Source organism: Actinospica durhamensis, assembly GCF_018139695.1.
GTDB lineage: Bacteria > Actinomycetota > Actinomycetes > Streptomycetales > Catenulisporaceae > Actinospica > Actinospica durhamensis.
The window spans coordinates 1-415 of the sequence record NZ_JAGSOG010000814.1 but is presented as its reverse complement, the minus strand read 5'-3'; the positions used below and the strand labels follow the sequence as shown (position 1 = coordinate 415).

General features: G+C 68.0%; 1 protein-coding gene. It reads left to right on the top strand.

Going from position 1 to position 415, the window contains the following annotated elements; translation table 11 throughout:
• Positions 1 to 76: 76 nt before the first annotated feature.
• A partial coding sequence (locus tag KDL01_RS42350) for a TerD family protein (protein WP_212534330.1) occupies positions 77 to 415 on the top strand: 339 nt, incomplete at its 3' end.

The following is a 415-nucleotide window of genomic DNA, read 5'->3' as shown; positions in this document are numbered from 1 at the left end:
GCTCGGGGGAGCGCGTGCCGGACCCCGTGTCCCCGGGGTGAACCAAAGACAGGCCTCAAGGGGAGGGACCAGCATCATGGGCGTCACGCTCGCCAAGGGGGGCAATGTCTCCCTGTCCAAAGCCGCACCGAACCTCAGGCAGGTGATGGTCGGGCTCGGCTGGGACGCGCGCTCCACCACCGGAGCCCCCTTCGACCTCGACGCCAGCGCACTGATGTGCAGTGACGGCCGGGTCACCGGGGACGAGTGGTTCGTCTTCTACAACCAGCTCAAGAGCCCGGACGGCTCGGTGGAGCACACCGGTGACAACCTCACCGGCGAGGGCGACGGCGACGACGAGTCGCTGCTGGTCGACCTCTCCAAGGTGCCGGTCCGGTGCGACAAGATCGTTTTCCCGGTCTCCATCCACCTGGCC